This is a genomic window from Pseudomonas sp. GL-B-19, assembly GCF_019956415.1.
GTDB lineage: Bacteria > Pseudomonadota > Gammaproteobacteria > Pseudomonadales > Pseudomonadaceae > Aquipseudomonas.
Genome location: NZ_JAHBDK010000014.1, coordinates 74574 through 91513, shown reverse-complemented (window position 1 = coordinate 91513; position 16940 = coordinate 74574). Strand labels below are relative to the sequence as shown.

Sequence of the window (16940 nt, the reverse complement as noted above, 5' to 3'; positions counted from 1 at the left end):
TTTTCAGGAGCTGAATATGTCCACCGAACAATTGCTGAAAACCCCGCTGCACGCTCTGCACATCGAACTTGGCGCACGCATAGTGCCGTTCGCTGGCTATGACATGCCGGTGCAATACCCGCTCGGCGTGATGAAAGAACACCAACACACCCGTGATCAGGCCGGGTTGTTCGATGTCTCGCACATGGGCCAGATTCGCCTGACCGGTGCCAATGCCGCCAAGGCCCTGGAAACCCTGGTGCCGGTGGACATCATCGACCTGCCGGTGGGCATGCAGCGCTACGCGATGTTCACCAACGAAACCGGTGGCATCCTCGACGACCTGATGGTCGCCAACCTCGGTAACGATGAACTGTTCCTGGTGGTCAACGCGGCCTGCAAGGATCAGGACCTGGCGCACCTGCGCAAGCACATCGGCGACCAGTGCACCATCGAGCCGTTGTTCGAAGAACGCGCGCTGTTGGCGCTGCAAGGCCCGGCCGCGGTCACCGTGCTCGCGCGTCTGGCACCCGAAGTGACGAAGATGACCTTCATGCAGTTCGCCCGCGTGAAACTGCTGGGTGTTGACTGCTTTGTCAGCCGCTCGGGCTACACCGGTGAAGACGGTTTCGAAATCTCGGTACCGGCCGCCAACGCCGAAGCCCTTGCCCGCTCCCTGCTGGCTGAAACTGAAGTGGCGGCCATCGGCCTCGGCGCCCGTGACTCGCTGCGTCTGGAAGCCGGCCTGTGCCTCTACGGCCATGACATGAACACCGAGACCACGCCTATCGAAGCGAGCCTGCTGTGGGCCATTTCCAAGCCTCGTCGTGCCGATGGTGCGCGGGCGGGTGGCTTCCCTGGCGCTGAAACCGTGTTCGCACAACAACAAGGTGGCGTCAGCCGCAAGCGCGTCGGTCTGCTGCCTCAGGAACGCACGCCTGTGCGTGAAGGCGCGGAAATCGTCAACGAAGCCGGCGACATCATCGGTACTGTTTGCAGTGGCGGCTTCGGTCCGACACTCGGCGGTCCGTTGGCCATGGGTTACGTCAACAGCGCTTATATCGCCATCGACACACCCGTGTGGGCGATTGTCCGTGGGAAAAAGGTGCCTTTGCTTGTAAGCAAAATGCCATTTGTTGCACAACGCTACTATCGTGGCTGATTGACTGTTTCTATAAGTAACGCGGTTGCGTTAACAGTGCACTAATGTGTAACGCAACCGCCATAAAGTAGTGCATATCATTACCTGTAAGCTTCGTTTATGAACGCGGCTTATAACGTTCGAAAACAATTGAACAGCCACAAAGAATAAGAACGCACTAGTGGAGCGACTAATGCCCTCAACCTGAGCAAAACCGGGCCTCTGACAGGGCTTGTTTTTTCTCCCGTAGTTGGCGTAGAGTTTGTCCACTGTGTTTGCAAGGGTCGCTTGGAATCGTGACCTGGGCAGTAGCCTACCAGTTAGCTACATCCCGTTCGACGTCTTCTTACTCTCCTGCAACCAGCCCCAGTACTCTTTCACGAGAAGGAGACTGTCATTAATTTTAGCGTCAAAGGAAATAAGAAATGTCCCAACGTCAGAGCGGTACCGTCAAGTGGTTTAACGACGAGAAAGGTTTTGGTTTTATCACTCCTGAAAGCGGTCCGGATCTGTTCGTGCATTTCCGCGCCATCCAGGGCAACGGCTTCAAGAGCCTGAAAGAAGGCCAGAAAGTGACTTTCGTTGCTGTGCAAGGCCAGAAAGGCATGCAGGCTGACGAAGTACAAGCAGAAGCCTAATCTTCTGTAACGAAAAAGCCCCTGATGCTGACATCAGGGGCTTTTTTGTGCGCGTAAATCCGTAAAATGGCTTCTTTTTCTGTCCAGAGGCTGCCATGTCGAAACACCTGCTCAACCCCCAGGGCGACTTTCCCGCCGCCACCCTGGGTCGTCGTCTGGCAGCGATGTTCTATGACTTCCTGTTGTGTACCGCCCTGCTGATCGTCACCAGCGGCATTTACAAGATGATCCAGATGGCGATCCTCGGCGAAGACAAAATGCGCACTCTGACTGAAGCCGGCGCGCTGGACGGTGATCCATTGCTTTCGACCGTGCTGCTGTTTGTGCTGTTCGGCTTCTTCGCCAAGTTCTGGACCTGGTCGGGTCAGACCCTCGGCATGCAGGTGTGGTGCATCCGCGTACAGAACGCCGATGGCTCGTCCATCAGCCTGTGGCAGGCGTTGTTGCGATTTGTGGTGTCGATTGCGTCCTGGCTATGCCTCGGGCTGGGTTTCTTCTGGTCGCTGTTCGACAAGCAGAAGCGCAGCTGGCATGACATCTACTCCAATACGCAACTGGTGCGGATTCCAAAGAAAACCAAGTAATTCAGCCAAACGAAAACCACTGTGGGAGCGAGCCTGCTCGCTCCCACAGTTTTTCGTGACTAGCTGAAAGTTCTCAAGCGTTGCCGGCCAGCTTCATCCGCGCCGCCTGAGTGAAGTCGAGCATGCGCTTCAACGGCCGAATGGCTTGAGGGATCAACGCTGGATCTACAAAGATCTCGTTCGCCCCCTCTTTCAAGCTCTTCAGCGTGCGCTCAAGGGTGTTCATCGCCATCCATGGGCAGTGCGCGCAACTACGGCACGCTGCACCGTTACCGGCCGTTGGCGCCTCGATGAAGACCTTGTCCGGACACAACTGCTGCATTTTGTAGAAAATGCCGCGATCAGTGGCGACGATCAGCGTTTTGTTCGGCAGGCTCTGGGCCGCCGCGATCAGCTGACTGGTGGAACCGACGGCATCCGCCAATTCGATCACCGCGGTTGGCGACTCTGGGTGCACCAGAATCGCAGCATCCGGGTACAGCGCCTTCATGTCTTCAAGCTGCTTGGACTTGAATTCTTCGTGAACGATGCAGGCACCGTCCCACAGCAGCATGTCCGCACCGGTCTGGCGCTGAATGTAGGTGCCCAGGTGTTTGTCCGGCCCCCAGATGATGGTCTCGCCGTTATCCATCAGGCTTTCGACGATCTCCAGCGCACAGCTGGACGTCACCACCCAATCCGCTCGCGCTTTGACCGCCGCCGAGGTATTGGCATACACCACTACCGTGCGTTCCGGGTGCTGATCGCAAAACGCCGAAAATTCGTCCACCGGGCAACCCAGGTCCAGCGAGCAGGTCGCCTCAAGGGTTGGCATCAGCACGCGTTTTTCAGGGTTGAGGATTTTTGCGGTTTCGCCCATGAACTTCACCCCGGCGACCACCACGGTCTTGGCCGGGTGAGCATTGCCAAAGCGGGCCATCTCCAGCGAGTCGGAGACGCAACCACCGGTTTCTTCGGCCAGGGCCTGAATCACCGGATCGCAATAGAAGTGGGCAACCAGCACCGCGTCCTGAGCCTTGAGCTCGGCGGCGATGGCGGCACGGTAATAGGCTTCTTCCTCGGCAGTCAGCGGCTTGGGCTGCTTGGCATCGAGGTGAGCCTGAACCAAAAGGCGTTCGGAAATCTGCGTCATGTTCGCAAGACCTGCAGGCGCATTTGCGCGAAAGTCGAGTATACACCCGGCTCCGGACCCTTCAGGGGTACCGCCGGGAGAGTGAGTATTCATCAGGCACGGACAGCGTTGAAGCCGGCAAGGCTACAGAATATCCCGCGGATGCAAAAGATGATTCTGACCTGCGTCACGCGGTGCAGCCCAGAACCCGGGCGACCTTAAATCGCGGGCAAAAAAAAATCCGGAAATCCTCACTTGCGTGGGCCTTCCAGACTTTTAAAACTGCTACAAAAATGGTGGGTCGTGTGGGATTCGAACCTACGACCAATTGGTTAAAAGCCAACTGCTCTACCAACTGAGCTAACGACCCGCTGTGTGGTGGCGCGTATAATACTGATTTTTAAGGACTATTCAACACCTAATTTGAAATAAATCAAAAATAAGGTGTTGGGTCACTGATTCCGGCCGCCGCAAAGCCTTCTGCACGCAGTCGGCAGCTATCGCATTTGCCGCACGCACGGCCGTTATCGTCGGCCTGATAGCAGGAAACCGTCAGCCCGTAATTGACGCCCAGCTTCACGCCCGCCTCGACGATCTGCGCCTTGCTCAGGTTCTGCAGAGGCGCCTGGATACGGAAGCCATTGCCCTCTACACCGGCCTTGGTGGCCAGATTGGCCATGCGCTCGAAGGACTCGATGAACTCGGGACGGCAGTCCGGGTAACCGGAGTAATCCACCGCGTTGACACCAATAAAGATGTCACGCGCACCGAGCACTTCGGCCCAACCCAACGCCAGCGACAGGAATACCGTATTGCGCGCCGGCACGTAAGTGACTGGAATGCCCTCCCCCAGCTCCTCCGGAATGTCGATGCTGCTGTCAGTCAGCGCCGAACCGCCGATGCCGTTCAGGTTCAGACCGATCACTTTGTGCTCGACCACACCGAGGTCTCGGGCGACGCGTTCGGCGGCGTACAACTCGGCATGAGAACGCTGACCGTAATCGAAGCTCATGGTGTAGCAGCTGTAACCTTCGGCGCGAGCCATGGCCACGACTGTCGCCGAGTCCAGGCCGCCGGACAGCAGGATGACCGCACGTTTTTCAGCTGTATTCAGTTGTTCCGTCATTTCAGCGCCCCGGCTCGTCATTCCAAAGATATTTATGCAGCTGCAATTGCAGACGCACGGGCAGGTTGTCCGCCACCACCCAATCCGCCAGGTCCCGAGCATTCAGGTCGTGGTGGCTTGGCGAGAACAGGACTTCGCCGGCACGTCGATCAAGACCGTACTGGATCAGCTTGGACACGGCCCAGTCGTAGTCTTCCCGCGAGCAGATGACAAACTTCACCTGATCGTTAGGCGTGAGCAATTCGATATTCTCGTAGCGGTTGCGGTGTGCTTCCTTCGAACCCGGGGTTTTCAGGTCGACAACGCGACTGACCCGTGAATCTACTGCCGAGATGTCGAGCGCACCACTGGTTTCCAGTGACACTTCGTAACCGGCGTCGCACAACTGCTTGAGCAATGGGATGGCGTTAGGCTGGGCCAACGGTTCGCCACCGGTGACACACACATAACGCGGGCGGAAACCGGCCACTTGCTCGAGGATGTCGTCGAGCGGGCGAATGGTGCCGCCAGTGAACGCATAGGCGCTGTCGCAGTATTGGCAACGCAATGGGCAACCGGTCAGGCGCACAAATACTGTGGGCAGCCCGGCAGTCCGCGTTTCACCCTGCAACGAGTAAAAAACTTCGGTAATTCTCAATGTGTCTTGCATAGTCGCCACGGGCATAACAGCTAAACAGGCTGTCCGCCTCCGTCAGGCACTTCAAGGAACCCCGCCACCGCGCAGATCCCAAAAAGCGTGTTTCATAAAAAGGGGGTGAATTCTAACGAAAAAACCCGCGACAGGCGCGGGTTTCTTCAAAACAGGCCTTACAGGCTTACATGCGCTGCAAGTCTCGCTGGGCCAACTGAGCGGCGGAAGTGCCCGGGTATTGCGACACAACCTGCTGCAGAATGCCTTTGACCTTGTCGGTGTGACCTAGGCGGCGCTCTACATCAGCCAGTTTGTACAGAGAGTCAGGCACTTTTGGGTGCTTGGGGTACAGCTGCGAAACCTTGGCAAACGCCTGACCTGCACCTTGCAGATCGCCTTTGGCCAGGTTCACTTCGCCCAACCAGTACTGGGCATTGCCCGCGTATTGGCTGTTCGGGTATTTGCGCAGGAAGGCAGCAAAAGCCTGGCTGGCCTTGTCGAAATCCTTGGCTTTGATCAGGTCGAAGGCTGCGTCGTAATACAGCTTTTCCTTCGCGGGATCAGCTGGTTCGCTACCCGCGGCAGGTGCATGAGCGGCAGCGGCTCCTGCACTTGCGCCAGCTGCTGCGGCTGCGCCGGGGGCATTCAAATCACCACCGGTGGAAGAATTTTCAGGAGTCGCGGCAGGTGCAACGCCGGTTCCTATGCGCCGATCAAGATCCTGATATCGCTCCAGGTTCTCTTGCTTCATGCGCGCTACTTCATTTTGCAGAACTTCGATCACACCCTGTTGGCGTGAGATCTGCTCCTGCATGGATTGCAGTTGGTTGAACAGCTCGCCCTGTGCCGAGACAGGGGTCGAAACCCCTCCCCCGGCATAGGCGCCGTTCGTACCGTAACCCGCAGGCGGATAACTGGTCCCGCTATTGTTATAACCGGAGTTGTTATCGACCACAGGAACCGCAGCCCACACCGCAAGCGGCGCGAGACTGAGAGCCAAGACAGTTACAGCACGACGGCACGTTCGCATGACGAATTACTTACGCAGTTCGACGCGACGGTTTTGAGCCCAGGACTGCTCGTCGTTGCCGGTAGCAACTGGACGCTCTTCGCCGTAGGAAACCAGTTCCAGCTGAGCTGGGGAAACACCTTGCAGTACCAGGTAGCGTTGAACGGCTTTCGCACGACGCTCGCCCAGTGCCATGTTGTACTCACGAGTACCACGTTCGTCGGTGTTGCCTTCCAGAACAACGCGAGCGCCGTTTGCTTTCAGGTCTTTTGCGTGAACGTCCAGAGCGCGCATGGCTTCTGGCTTCAGGTCCGAACTGTCGTATTCGAAGTAGAAGATGGTGATTGCGCGCAGAGCAGCTTCTTCGCTCAGGGAACCGTCAACGGCACCAGTGTTTGCGCCGTAACCAGCGTTTGGATCTACTGCGCCTTCACCGGCATTGTCGCCGCCTTTGGACGAGCAACCTACAGCTACAGCCATGGCCAGAGCCAGCGCAGCAAATTTACCAAACTTCAGCATTTCCATCGTGAAACTCCTAATGAACCCCAATGTGTTAAGTACAACGTGTAGCGCCGCGTCAGTTCAGGTAAGGGGACCAGGAAGGTTCTCTGACTTCGCCTTGTGCGGTAGGAAGCGGGAGCCTTACGCGTCCATTAATGGACACGAGCATCAAGACTCCCCGGCCCTGCTGGCGGGTGGCGTAGATTACCATGGTGCCGTTAGGCGCGACAGTGGGCGACTCGTCCAGAGTGCTATCAGTGAGGATCTTTACACTACCGCGCTGCAAATCCTGGGCCGCCACCTTGAAATTGGTGAAGCCGTCCTGGCGGTGAATCATCACAAGGGTCTTTTCATCAGCTGAAAGCTTCGGGTTGGCGTTGTAGTTACCCACGAAGGTCACACGCTCCGCACCGCCACCACCGACGCTGGTTTTGTAGATCTGTGGCTTGCCGCCACGGTCGGAAGTGAAGTAGATGGTCGAACCATCCTTACCCCAGAACGGTTCGGTGTTGATGCCGGGACCATTGGTGACGCGAGAGATCTGACGCGAACCCAGGTTCATCACGTAGATGTCCGGGTTGCCGTCCTTGGACAATACGAAGGCCAGGCGATTGCCGTCCGGCGACCAGGCTGGCGCGCCGTTCAGGCCTTCGAAGTTGGTGATCTGCTCGCGGCGACCGGTGTCGATGTTCTGCACGAAAATACGTGGACGCTTCTGCTCGAACGACACATACGCGATGCGCTTGCCATCCGGTGCAAAACGCGGCGACAGAATCGGCTCGCGCGATTGCAGCAAGGTCACGGCGCGGGCACCGTCATAGTCCGAACGTTGCAGCGTGTAGCGCGTGTTCTTCTCAGAGAAACGCTCGGCCGTCACGTACAACAGACGCGTCGAGAACGCACCTTTGATACCGGTCAGTTTTTCAAACGACTGGTCAGCGATGTAGTGCGCCATGTCGCGCAGTTGATCAACGCTGCCCGACACGCTGCCGGTCAGCACTTGCTGCTCGGTGGCGACGTTGAACAGAGCGTACTGCACCTGCAGACGACCGCCTGCCGGAACAATGCTGCCGACCATAATGTACTGGGCGCCAACCGCCTTCCAGTCACGGAAAATGATTTCGCTGGCCTGGCTCGGCAGGCTGATCATGTTCTGCTTTGGAATCGGCGAGTAGTAACCCGAGTTGCGCAGGTCGTTACCGATGATTTCGGCCATGTCGTCCGGCAGGACAGTACCGCCCTGGAACGCGAACGGAACGACTGCAATCGGGGTGGCCCGATCACTGCCGCTGGTAACCAGAATGTTTTTTTCATCTGCCGTCGCTAACCCTGCCAGGCAGCAGATAACGACAAGCATCCCTCGAAGAAGGTTTCTCACGGGGCTAAATCCTCAGGCGTGAATGTCATCTTGAATGAACGATACGGAGCGAAATCGCTCGGCTTCATTCCCTGCATTTCTATCAAACGTCCAATATTCTTGACCGCCGCTACAGCAGACGCGTCAAACGGACCGTCACCGCTGGACTTGGCCACGTTGACCGAAGTCACCGTACCATCCGGCAACATGCCGATTTGCAGCACGACTGTCATACCTTTGCGTGCCGAAGGTGGACGAGCCCAGCCTTCCGCCGCACGAGCACGAATCAAATCATCGAAACTGCCGGCGACTTCGTCACCCTGTTCATCCGCCAAGGCCTGCTGGCGCTGCGGCGTGTCGGAAAGCAAATCGGCCAAGGCCTGAGCCTTTTTGTCTTCGGTAGATTTACGTGCCGCATCCTGCGATTTTTTCTTCGCAGCATCGGCAGCAGCTTTCTTCTTCGCGTCTTCGGCGACTTTCTTCTTCGCCTCTTCAGCTTCAGCTTTCTTCTTGGCGTCTTCGGCGGCTTTCTTCTTCGCGTCTTCGACGATTTTCTTCTTCGCTTCTTCAGCGGCCTCTTTCTTGGCCTCTTCTTCAGCAGCTTTCTTGGCTTCTTCTTCGGCTTTCTTCTTGGCTATATCAGCCAATTGTTTCTCTTCGGCCTTTTTGGCTTCGGCGGTCTTCTTCGCTTCATCGGCTTTCTTGGCTTCATCAGCCTTTTTCGCCTCATCCGCTTTCTTTGACTCGTCGGCCTTCTTGGCTTCCTCGGCCTTTTGAGCCGCCTCTTCTTTCTTTTGTTCCGCAGCCTTCACCGCTTCCTGCTCGACCTTCTTCTGTTCCATCTGTTCGACTTCGGTCTGTCGCGCAGCAGATTTCTGCGCTTCACCCGCAATCTTCTGATTGGTCTGGGTGGTCGCCCGACTTTTCGATTTCAGCTGGTACAGCGTCGCCTGGACAATCGGCTTGGCCGGCGGCAACTCAGGCGTCATGGCAAAACTGACAAACAGCATGCCAAACACCAGCACGTGCAAGCCAATCGCCCAGACACTAGGCCAGAAGTAGCTTTCCGAGGCTGTTGGCTCTCGTTGTTGCTGCATCAGGGCGCCTCGGTAATCAAGCCAACATTACCGACGCCGGCTTTCTGCAACCCGCCCATGGCGCCCATGACCGAACCGTAGTCGACGGTCTTGTCGCCGCGGATGAACACCTGAGTGCGCTTGCCACCTTCAGTACCGGCACGAATGATCTTGGTCACCGCGTCAGTCATCTGCGGCAAGGTCATGGCCTTGTCCTGCTGCTTTTCGGTGTCGACTTCGCTGCCAAGGTTCCAGTAGTAGGTCTTGTCAGCCTTGATCGAAATGGTCAGGACCTGAGTGTTGTTGTCCTGCGGCAAGGCTTCGCTGGAAACCTTGGGCAGATCAACTTTCACGCCCTGATTGAGCATCGGCGCGGTCACCATGAAAATGACCAGCAGTACCAGCATCACGTCGATGTAAGGCACCACGTTCATCTCCGCAACCGGCTTGCGCTTTTTGCGAGCTCGAGCGATTAAAGCCATTGGAAATTACCTGCTTATTCTTCGCTGGTGTGCACTTTGCGGTGCAGGATCGCCTGGAATTCGTCGGCGAAGGTGTAGTAACGGCCCAGCAGGGTTTCGCTGCGAGCAGCAAAACGGTTGTACGCGATAACGGCCGGGATGGCGGCGAACAGACCGATCGCGGTGGCGATCAGTGCTTCGGCGATACCTGGAGCCACAGTGGCCAGGGTCGCTTGCTGGGCAGCGGCCAGACCACGGAAGGAGTTCATGATGCCCCAGACCGTACCGAACAGACCGATGTACGGGCTGACGGAACCGACGGTAGCGAGGAACGGCAGGCTCTGTTCAAGCTTTTCTTCTTCGCGAGAAATGGCAACGCGCATGGCACGGGCCACACCTTCCATGACCGCTTCCGGGTCAACGCCTGACTGCTGGCGCAGACGGGAGAATTCCTTGAAGCCGGCACGGAAGATCTGCTCGACGCCCGAATCCGGATCAGGGTTGCTGCCGGCCTGACGGTAGAGTTTGGACAGGTCGATACCCGACCAGAAGCGCTCTTCAAAGCTCTCCAGGGCACGTCGACCGGCGCGCAGCAGATTGCTGCGCTGAAAGATCATGATCCATGAGGTGACCGATGCGGCTACCAGGATCAGCATTACCAGTTGCACCACGATACTGGCATTGCTGACCAGGCTCCACATGGAGGTATGGTCGACGACGTTAGCTTCCACGCTTAATCTCCTGCTTTGAGTGTGTACCCGCGCCGCTCACGTCGGCAAAGGCCGCACGTAGAGCTTCGGGAATGGCCCGGGGTTTTAAACTGTCAGTGCGCACACAGGCCACCAAAAACTGCCCCTCGCAGAGCAGCACATTATCCGTAGCCCGCCTGACCTGCTGTTTGAAGCGCAGGCTGGCACGGTTCAATTCGATTACTTCAGCGCTTACCAGAAGCTCGTCGTCCAGTCGCGCCGGCGCGTGGTAACGCGCTTCGCTGGAGTGCACGACAAACAACAGGTCCTCCCCTACCAGCGCCGATTGGGCAAAGCCCAGATCCCGGAGCCGCTCGGTTCGAGCCCGTTCCATAAACTTGAGGTAATTGACGTAATACACGATGCCGCCGGCATCGGTGTCCTCGTAATAAACGCGACAACGATGTGCGAACGGCTCAAGCCCGTTTTGCGCGCGCATACTCTAGTGCTTACTCCTCAGGTTGCCAATCCGGCCAGGCAACTGTTTTTCATTGATCTGCGGCTTTGCGGCAAAAGTACGGTCCTGGGACCGCACAAACGCCGAATATATCAGTGCGCAAAGATTATTAATCGTCCACGGCATCAAGGAACTCGTCTACGACGGGCATTTCGCCCATTCGTGACGGAATGTTTAAACCGAAGTGCAAATACGCATGCCGGGTCACCACTCGCCCCCGCGGGGTGCGCATGATGTAGCCCTGCTGGATCAGGTAGGGCTCCAGCACGTCTTCAATGGTGTGGCGTTCTTCGCTGATGGCGGCGGCCAGGCTGTCCACTCCGACCGGACCACCGTCGAACTTCTCGATCATGGTCAACAGCAGACGCCGGTCCTGGTGGTCGAAACCACGTTCGTCGACGTCCAGCAGATTCAAAGCGAGGTCGGCAATCGGCTTGGTAATGTGCCCCTTGGCGCGCACTTCGGCGAAATCGCGCACCCGACGCAACAGACGGTTGGCGATCCGTGGCGTACCGCGAGCACGACGGGCGATTTCAAAGGCGCCTTCCGGGTCCAGCGGCAAACCAAGAATGCTCGCCGAACGACTGACAATCGTGGCGAGGTCAGCGGTGCTGTAGAACTCCAGGCGCTGGACGATCCCGAAGCGGTCGCGCAAGGGGTTGGTCAACATACCGGCACGAGTCGTTGCACCGACCAGAGTGAATGGCGGCAAATCAAGCTTGATCGAACGCGCGGCCGGCCCCTCACCGATCATGATGTCGAGCTGGAAATCTTCCATGGCCGGGTACAGCACTTCTTCGACAATCGGTGACAGGCGATGGATTTCGTCGATGAACAGCACGTCGTGAGGTTCAAGGTTGGTCAACAGCGCCGCCAGGTCACCCGGACGCTCAAGCACGGGCCCCGACGTGCTCTTGATCGACACCCCCATTTCCTGGGCGATAATGTTCGCCAAGGTGGTTTTCCCCAAGCCCGGCGGACCGAAGATCAGCGTGTGATCCAGCGACTCGTTACGCCCACGGGCGGCCTGGATGAACAACTCCATTTGCTCGCGAACAGTCGGCTGGCCGATGTATTCGGCCAGGCTGACAGGACGAATCGCCCGATCCTGGACTTCCTCGCGATCACGAGGACCGGGCGCGGCGGTAATCAGACGATCAGCTTCAATCACTTAAATCATTCCCTTCAGGGCACGACGAATCATGTCTTCACTGCTCAAACCTTTCTCCTTGATCGCGGAAATCGCCTTGCTGGCCTCCTGTGGCTTGTAGCCCAGGGAGATCAGCGCGCTGACCGCGTCATTTTCGGCGGTGGCAACCGGAGCCGGCGCGTCTGACCCTCCCGGCTGGTTTGGCACCAGGGCGAACATCGCCGGTACGGTTTCCCAAGCTTTGAAGCGATCCTTGAGTTCCACCAACAAACGTTCGGCGGTTTTTTTGCCCACGCCTGGCACCTTGGTCAGCGCCGAGGTGTCCTGGGACTGCACGCAACGGACCAGCTCATCGACTTCCAGGCTCGACATCAACGCCAGCGCCAATTTTGGCCCTACGCCGTTGAGACGGATCAACTCGCGGAAAAAGTCTCGCTCACGCTTGCCGAAGAAACCATAGAGTAACTGCGCGTCTTCGCGTACGACCAAGTGGGTGTGCAAGGTCAGCGGTTCACCGACCGACGGCAAGCGATACAGCGTGGTCATGGGCACTTCCAGCTCATACCCCAGACCGTTTACATCCAGAATCAGGTGCGGCGGCTGTTTTTCAGCCAGTGTGCCGCGCAAGCGTCCAATCACGTTTCAGATCCTTGAGCGTTGGCCAGATCAATGCCTGGCGACGAACAGAACAAGGGGTCGCGCCGACGACACAGACACGACAACCCTCATTCCATAAAAAAGACTGCTGATGCTATCAGAGACGCAAGCGCCCGCCACGACTGCGTGCCGTCCCCAGGCCATGGGGTAACAAACTGGAACGGGTGTGAGCATGGCAGATGGCAATGGCCAGGGCGTCCGAGGCGTCGATTTGCGGCTTGCTGGTCAATTTCAGCATGTGCATGACCATCATCTGCACCTGTTCTTTATTTGCCGCGCCGGTGCCGGTCACTGCCTGCTTGACCTGGGTCGCGGTGTACTCGGCGATTTCCAGGCATTCTTCGGCACCGGCAACGATTGCAGCACCGCGCGCCTGACCCAATTTCAGTGCAGAGTCGGCATTGCGCGCCATGAACACCTTTTCGATGCCCATGGTGACCGGTCCGTAAGTCTGGATGATTTCACGCACGCCGCGATAAACGATCTGCAGACGCTCATGCAATTCTCCCGAGCCCGTGCGAATGCAGCCCGACGCGACGTACACACAGCCACGCCCGGTATCGCGCACCACGCCATAACCGGTAATACGCGAACCGGGGTCGATACCAAGAATTAAAGTCATAACGCCTGCGGGTCAGGTAAGAGCACGATATTCACTGCAACGGATAACAATTGTGGGAGCTGGCTTGCCTGCGATGACGGTGTGTCAGGCTACATCATTGTTTGATGTAACCAAGTCTTCGCAGGCAAGCCAGCTCCCACATTGAATCTTAGTCGCCCTTAACCTAACTGTGCGGCCACCGATTCAGGGATGTCCGCGTTGGAGTAGACGTTCTGCACGTCATCCAGGTCTTCAAGCATGTCGATCAGCTTGAGCACCTTCTCGGCGCCTTCCAGGTCCAGCTCGGCACTGGTGGTCGGCAGCATGACGATTTCTGCGTCTTCACCTTTGAAACCAGCCGCTTCCAACGCATTGCGCACGGCATAGAAGCCAGCGAAAGATGTGAACACGTCAATCGAGCCATCTTCGTGGGTGACTACGTCATCGGCGTCGGCTTCCATGGCCGCTTCTATCAGCGCGTCTTCATCAACGCCTGGCGCGAAGGAAATCTGCCCTTTGCGCTCGAACAGATACGCCACGGAACCGTCGGTGCCGAGGTTGCCGCCGCATTTGCTGAACGCGTGGCGAACAGCAGCGGCAGTGCGATTACGGTTATCGGTCATGCACTCGACCATCACCGCCACACCGCCCGGGCCGTAGCCTTCATAGCTCAACTCGACCATGTCGTCGGTGTCGGCAGCACCCGCGCCGCGTGCAACCGCGCGATCAATGATGTCGCGACTCATGTTCGCGCCAAGGGCCTTGTCCAGCGCCAGACGCAGGCGCGGGTTGGAGCCCGGATCACCGCCACCCTGACGGGCAGCAACAGTCAGTTCACGAATCCACTTGGTGAAAATCTTGCCCTTCTTGGCATCCTGACGTTCTTTGCGGTGCTTGATGTTCGCCCACTTGGAATGACCCGCCATAACTCGCTCCGAATTATCTTTGAAACATTGCCCGCCCCACACAGTGTCGGCCAGCAACAAAAAATCTCGACCTAAAGAAAAGGCGCACCCAAAAGGATGCGCCTTTGCGGTCAGCCTTACTCAGCCTTTGGTGTTTCGCGCAGACGAATGTGCAGTTCGCGCAATGCCTTGGCATCCACTTGACCCGGTGCCTGCGTCATGACGTCCGCCGCGCTCTGGGTTTTCGGGAAGGCGATCACTTCACGGATCGACTGGGCGCCGGTCATCAGCATCACCAGACGATCCAGGCCGAAGGCCAGGCCACCGTGCGGCGGCGCGCCGTACTTCAGGGCGTCGAGCAGGAAGCCGAATTTCTCTTCCTGTTCCGCTTCGTTGATACCCAGCAGGCGGAACACGGTCTGCTGCATTTCCTTACGGTGGATACGGATCGAACCGCCACCCAGCTCGGTGCCGTTCAGCACCATGTCGTAGGCACGGGACAGAGCGGTCGCCGGGTTGGCTTCCAGTTCTTCCGGCGTGCACTTCGGCGCGGTGAACGGGTGGTGCAAGGCGCTGAAGCTGCCGTCGTCGTTCTCTTCGAACATCGGGAAGTCGACGACCCACATTGGCGCCCACTTGCAGGTCAGCAGGTCCAGGTCGTTACCCACCTTGATTCGCAACGCGCCCAGGGCTTCGCTGACGATTTTGGCTTTGTCGGCACCGAAGAACACGATGTCGCCGTCAACCGCACCAACGCGATCGAGGATTACATTGAGGTTGGCCTCAGGGATATTCTTGACGATCGGCGATTGCAGACCTTCAACGCCTTTGGCGCGCTCGTTGACCTTGATGTACGCCAGGCCTTTGGCACCGTAGATGCCGACGAACTTGGTGTAATCGTCGATCTGCTTGCGCGGCATGCTCGCCGCGCCTGGAACGCGCAAGGCAGCAATACGGCACTTCGGATCATTGGCCGGGCCGCTGAACACTTTGAAATCAACTTCTTTGAGTTGATCGGCAACGTCAACCAGCTCCAGCGGGTTACGCAGGTCCGGCTTGTCGGAACCATAACGACGCATGGCCTGTTCGAAGGTCATGTGCGGGAATTCACCGAATTCCAGATCCAGCACTTCCTTGAACAGGTTGCGGATCATGCCTTCAGTCAGGCCCATGATGTCTTTTTCATCGAGGAAGCTGGTCTCGATGTCGATCTGGGTGAACTCAGGCTGACGGTCGGCACGCAGGTCTTCGTCGCGGAAGCACTTGGCGATCTGGTAGTAACGGTCGAAGCCGGCCACCATCAGCAGTTGCTTGAACAGCTGCGGCGATTGCGGCAAGGCGAAGAACGAACCGGCGTGGGTACGGCTCGGCACCAGATAGTCGCGAGCACCTTCAGGGGTGGCGCGGGTCAGGATCGGAGTCTCGACGTCGAGGAAGCCGTTCTCGTCCAGGTAGCGACGGATGCTGGTAGTCATGCGCGAACGCAGACGCAGCTTCTCGGCCATTTCCGGGCGACGCAGGTCAAGGAAGCGATAGCGCAGGCGGGTTTCTTCGCCGACATCGGAGAACTCGTTCAGCGGGAACGGCGGGGTTTCCGATTCGTTCAGCACTTCCAGTTCGTAACCGAGGACTTCGATCATACCCGACGCCATGTTGGCGTTGGTGGCACCGGCCGGACGCAGGCGAACCTTGCCGGTGATCTTCACGACGTACTCGCTGCGCACGCGATCGGCCGCGGCGAAGGATTCAGCGCGGTCCGGGTCGAACACCACCTGGGCCAGACCGTCACGATCACGGATATCGAGGAAAATCACCCCACCGTGGTCACGGCGACGGTGAACCCAACCGCAAAGAGTAATTTCCTGGCCTTCCAGGCTTTCGTTCAGTTGGCCGCAATAATGGCTGCGCATCATGGTAGTGGTTTCACTTCTCGTAATCGAAATTCGGTTGGAGACCTGCACATCCTGCCCTTGATAAAGGTGCCGGATGATGCAAGCGCTCACGCGTGTGGTTCAACTCAGGCTCTAGTCAGCTTTGTCGCCGCCGGCCAGGTTCTTCTTCGAGCCGGTCTTGAAATCGGTTTCGTACCAGCCAGTGCCGCTGAGGCGGAAGCCTGGCATGGACAGCATCTTTTTAAGCTCTGGCGCCTGGCAGGCAGGGCAGTCGACCAGCGGTGCTGCGCTGATCTTTTGAATGGCTTCCAACTGATGACCACAGGAAGCACATTGATAGTCGTACATCGGCATGGGGGTTGTCTCGGCGATCAGATTGCTACCGCACACGCTGGGTTTTGCGGCAAAGAGCGGGATTATATCCATTAAATGCAGCCTGTGCAGCCGTAAGACTGCACAGACTGACACTCAACTCCTCACGCCGCTGCGACTAGGGCATCACAATGCAGCCCCCTTCCTTCAAGCTGCGCACGACACAGACAACCCGCACCAGCCCTGTGAAGTTCTTGACCCCGCCGTGACGCAAATGCACCTCGCGGTCCACATGGGACAGCAGCGCACTGACAGAACAGCAATTGACCTTGGCCATATCACCCAAAATATCCCAGTAGACCTGCTCAAGCCGCAAGCAGGTCGCAAAACCATTCAAACGCACCGAGCGGGATAAAGGCCGGGCCAGCCCCATATCAAATTCACTGACGAACGGATCAACCCTAATATCCTTGGTCGGACCGAGACTCCCTTCGCCCAGCCTGTCTTCGTAAACCATATCGCTGACACTCCTTTGCCATCCTTGCCTTCTATAGAGAGCTACATCTGTTGCCTTATAAAAGCGCAGGCGCAAAGGTATATCCA

20 protein-coding genes and 1 tRNA gene are annotated in these 16940 nt (G+C 57.7%); 3 read left to right on the top strand and 18 right to left on the bottom strand.

Annotated features, from left to right (window positions below; genetic code table 11):
• The first annotated feature begins 16 nt into the window (after positions 1-16).
• The 3 genes from gcvT (at position 17) to KGB06_RS03400 (ending at position 2342) form a co-directional block, all read left to right on the top strand.
• Positions 17-1141, top strand: a complete 1125-nt coding sequence (gene gcvT, locus KGB06_RS03410; protein ID WP_223511854.1) for a glycine cleavage system aminomethyltransferase GcvT — start codon at positions 17-19, stop codon at positions 1139-1141.
• A gap of 404 nt (positions 1142-1545) precedes the next feature.
• A complete protein-coding gene (locus KGB06_RS03405) occupies positions 1546-1758 on the top strand; it encodes a cold-shock protein (protein WP_003175786.1) in 213 nt (70 codons plus the stop codon).
• A 95-nt stretch (positions 1759-1853) separates the two neighbouring features.
• Positions 1854-2342: an RDD family protein gene (locus tag KGB06_RS03400; protein WP_223511853.1), complete on the top strand. Its 489-nt coding sequence runs from the start codon at positions 1854-1856 to the stop codon at positions 2340-2342.
• A gap of 73 nt (positions 2343-2415) precedes the next feature.
• Here KGB06_RS03400 and nadA read toward each other — a convergent pair whose 3' ends face one another.
• The 18 genes from nadA to KGB06_RS03310 form a co-directional block, all read right to left on the bottom strand.
• Entirely contained in the window at positions 2416-3474 is a 1059-nt protein-coding gene (gene nadA, locus KGB06_RS03395; RefSeq protein WP_223511852.1) for a quinolinate synthase NadA, read from the bottom strand.
• Between the two features lie 273 nt (positions 3475-3747).
• Positions 3748-3823, bottom strand: a tRNA-Lys gene (locus KGB06_RS03390).
• A 63-nt stretch (positions 3824-3886) separates the two neighbouring features.
• Positions 3887-4579 (bottom strand): 7-cyano-7-deazaguanine synthase QueC, encoded by a 693-nt coding sequence (gene queC / locus KGB06_RS03385; protein WP_223511851.1) that lies wholly within the window; start codon positions 4577-4579, stop codon positions 3887-3889.
• A 1-nt stretch (position 4580) separates the two neighbouring features.
• On the bottom strand, positions 4581-5228 hold the full coding sequence (queE, locus tag KGB06_RS03380) for a 7-carboxy-7-deazaguanine synthase QueE (protein ID WP_046032066.1): 648 nt from the start codon (positions 5226-5228) through the stop codon (positions 4581-4583).
• Between the two features lie 166 nt (positions 5229-5394).
• Positions 5395-6240: a tol-pal system protein YbgF gene (gene ybgF, locus KGB06_RS03375; RefSeq protein ID WP_223511849.1), complete on the bottom strand. Its 846-nt coding sequence runs from the start codon at positions 6238-6240 to the stop codon at positions 5395-5397.
• Positions 6241-6246: 6 nt separating this feature from the next.
• Complete coding sequence (gene pal, locus KGB06_RS03370; protein WP_007945836.1) at positions 6247-6744, bottom strand: peptidoglycan-associated lipoprotein Pal; 498 nt, start codon at positions 6742-6744, stop codon at positions 6247-6249.
• 52 nt (positions 6745-6796) lie between these two features.
• Complete coding sequence (tolB, locus tag KGB06_RS03365) at positions 6797-8098, bottom strand: Tol-Pal system beta propeller repeat protein TolB (RefSeq protein WP_411741829.1); 1302 nt, start codon at positions 8096-8098, stop codon at positions 6797-6799.
• Entirely contained in the window at positions 8095-9174 is a 1080-nt protein-coding gene (gene tolA / locus KGB06_RS03360) for a cell envelope integrity protein TolA (protein WP_223511848.1), read from the bottom strand. The genes tolB and tolA overlap by 4 nt, the downstream gene beginning before the upstream one ends.
• A complete protein-coding gene (tolR, locus tag KGB06_RS03355) occupies positions 9174-9626 on the bottom strand; it encodes a protein TolR (protein ID WP_161807482.1) in 453 nt (150 codons plus the stop codon). The genes tolA and tolR overlap by 1 nt, the downstream gene beginning before the upstream one ends.
• A gap of 23 nt (positions 9627-9649) precedes the next feature.
• The gene (tolQ, locus tag KGB06_RS03350) at positions 9650-10345 is read right to left on the bottom strand and encodes a protein TolQ (RefSeq protein ID WP_223511847.1); all 696 of its coding nucleotides are present in this window, start codon (positions 10343-10345) and stop codon (positions 9650-9652) included.
• A complete protein-coding gene (ybgC, locus tag KGB06_RS03345; protein WP_223511846.1) occupies positions 10335-10802 on the bottom strand; it encodes a tol-pal system-associated acyl-CoA thioesterase in 468 nt (155 codons plus the stop codon). The genes tolQ and ybgC overlap by 11 nt, the downstream gene beginning before the upstream one ends.
• 127 nt (positions 10803-10929) lie before the next feature.
• Complete coding sequence (gene ruvB, locus KGB06_RS03340) at positions 10930-11991, bottom strand: Holliday junction branch migration DNA helicase RuvB (RefSeq protein ID WP_007945842.1); 1062 nt, start codon at positions 11989-11991, stop codon at positions 10930-10932.
• Entirely contained in the window at positions 11992-12609 is a 618-nt protein-coding gene (gene ruvA, locus KGB06_RS03335) for a Holliday junction branch migration protein RuvA (protein ID WP_223511844.1), read from the bottom strand.
• A 115-nt stretch (positions 12610-12724) separates the two neighbouring features.
• Entirely contained in the window at positions 12725-13249 is a 525-nt protein-coding gene (gene ruvC / locus KGB06_RS03330; protein WP_223511843.1) for a crossover junction endodeoxyribonuclease RuvC, read from the bottom strand.
• A gap of 158 nt (positions 13250-13407) precedes the next feature.
• Positions 13408-14154, bottom strand: coding sequence for a YebC/PmpR family DNA-binding transcriptional regulator (locus KGB06_RS03325; RefSeq protein ID WP_223511841.1), 747 nt, complete (start codon positions 14152-14154; stop codon positions 13408-13410).
• A gap of 116 nt (positions 14155-14270) precedes the next feature.
• Positions 14271-16046 carry an aspartate--tRNA ligase gene (gene aspS, locus KGB06_RS03320; RefSeq protein WP_223511840.1) on the bottom strand — a complete coding sequence of 592 codons (1776 nt, stop codon included), beginning with the start codon at positions 16044-16046 and terminating at the stop codon, positions 14271-14273.
• Between the two features lie 111 nt (positions 16047-16157).
• Positions 16158-16379 carry an FmdB family zinc ribbon protein gene (locus KGB06_RS03315; RefSeq protein WP_010457489.1) on the bottom strand — a complete coding sequence of 74 codons (222 nt, stop codon included), beginning with the start codon at positions 16377-16379 and terminating at the stop codon, positions 16158-16160.
• Positions 16380-16515: 136 nt separating this feature from the next.
• Positions 16516-16854, bottom strand: a complete 339-nt coding sequence (locus KGB06_RS03310; protein ID WP_223511839.1) for a ribbon-helix-helix domain-containing protein — start codon at positions 16852-16854, stop codon at positions 16516-16518.
• Positions 16855-16940: the final 86 nt, after the last annotated feature.

Coding starts and splice junctions, on each gene's coding strand:
- pal (WP_007945836.1), bottom strand. CDS start 6,744: ATGGAAATGCTGAAGTTTGGTAAATTTGCTGCGCTGGCTCTGGCCATG.
- tolA (WP_223511848.1), bottom strand. CDS start 9,174: ATGCAGCAACAACGAGAGCCAACAGCCTCGGAAAGCTACTTCTGGCCT.
- queE (WP_046032066.1), bottom strand. CDS start 5,228: ATGCAAGACACATTGAGAATTACCGAAGTTTTTTACTCGTTGCAGGGT.
- ybgF (WP_223511849.1), bottom strand. CDS start 6,240: ATGCGAACGTGCCGTCGTGCTGTAACTGTCTTGGCTCTCAGTCTCGCG.
- ruvC (WP_223511843.1), bottom strand. CDS start 13,249: ATGACTTTAATTCTTGGTATCGACCCCGGTTCGCGTATTACCGGTTAT.
- ybgC (WP_223511846.1), bottom strand. CDS start 10,802: ATGCGCGCGCAAAACGGGCTTGAGCCGTTCGCACATCGTTGTCGCGTT.
- aspS (WP_223511840.1), bottom strand. CDS start 16,046: ATGATGCGCAGCCATTATTGCGGCCAACTGAACGAAAGCCTGGAAGGC.
- KGB06_RS03310 (WP_223511839.1), bottom strand. CDS start 16,854: ATGGTTTACGAAGACAGGCTGGGCGAAGGGAGTCTCGGTCCGACCAAG.
- KGB06_RS03325 (WP_223511841.1), bottom strand. CDS start 14,154: ATGGCGGGTCATTCCAAGTGGGCGAACATCAAGCACCGCAAAGAACGT.
- nadA (WP_223511852.1), bottom strand. CDS start 3,474: ATGACGCAGATTTCCGAACGCCTTTTGGTTCAGGCTCACCTCGATGCC.
- KGB06_RS03315 (WP_010457489.1), bottom strand. CDS start 16,379: ATGCCGATGTACGACTATCAATGTGCTTCCTGTGGTCATCAGTTGGAA.
- queC (WP_223511851.1), bottom strand. CDS start 4,579: ATGACGGAACAACTGAATACAGCTGAAAAACGTGCGGTCATCCTGCTG.
- gcvT (WP_223511854.1), top strand. CDS start 17: ATGTCCACCGAACAATTGCTGAAAACCCCGCTGCACGCTCTGCACATC.
- KGB06_RS03405 (WP_003175786.1), top strand. CDS start 1,546: ATGTCCCAACGTCAGAGCGGTACCGTCAAGTGGTTTAACGACGAGAAA.
- KGB06_RS03400 (WP_223511853.1), top strand. CDS start 1,854: ATGTCGAAACACCTGCTCAACCCCCAGGGCGACTTTCCCGCCGCCACC.